General features: G+C 59.5%; 1 protein-coding gene. It reads right to left on the bottom strand.

Going from position 1 to position 625, the window contains the following annotated elements:
* Positions 1-178: 178 nt before the first annotated feature.
* On the bottom strand, positions 179-625 hold a 447-nt coding region (locus tag B2W96_RS08920), incomplete at its 5' end, for a MutS-related protein (RefSeq protein WP_414692963.1).

Genomic DNA, 625 nt, shown 5'->3' with positions numbered 1-625 from the left:
CATTCCGGCGCTGATATTGACGTCTAAAAGCAGCTCCGCCAGCCTAAACAAGGGGTCTGTTGCAAAAGGGAGGACCAGCAGATAAATCACAAAGAAAATCGTGCCGCCCGTTACTTCTCCAGAGGAGAGGTTTGCGTTTGTGCGCTGTCTTGCCATGTAGTTCTCCTTTTCGTTGTTGTCAGGACAGCTTGCGCTTCAGCTCGTACAAAAGGCCCATGGCCTCAATGGGGGTCAGCGTATCCGGCTGGCAGCGGCGCAGCGCGTCCAGCACCTCGCCCTCGCCCACCGCGTCCAAAGACACCTGTCGGGCCTCCTGCCGCGGCTTTACGTACTGTACGCCGTTTTCCGACTCCAGCTCTTCCAAAACGGTTCTCGCCCGGGCCACCACCTTGTCAGGCAGTCCCGCCAGCTTTGCGACCTCGATGCCATAGCTCCGGTCCGCTCCGCCGGGGACGATTTTGCGCAGGAAGATAATGTCCTCGCCCCGGGTTTTCACGGCAATGTTGTAGTTCACCGCGCCGGGCAGTGTGTCTTCCAGCTCCGTCAGCTCGTGATAGTGGGTGGCAAACAGGGTCTTTGCCCCAAGCTTTTTGGGGTCCGCGCAGTGCTCCACCACCGCACGGGC

Source organism: Oscillibacter sp. UBA6647 (genome assembly GCA_002455655.1).
Classification (GTDB): domain Bacteria; phylum Bacillota; class Clostridia; order Oscillospirales; family Oscillospiraceae; genus Oscillibacter.
Note: the sequence above shows the minus strand (reverse complement) of the source record. Positions and strands in the feature narration are given on the sequence as shown.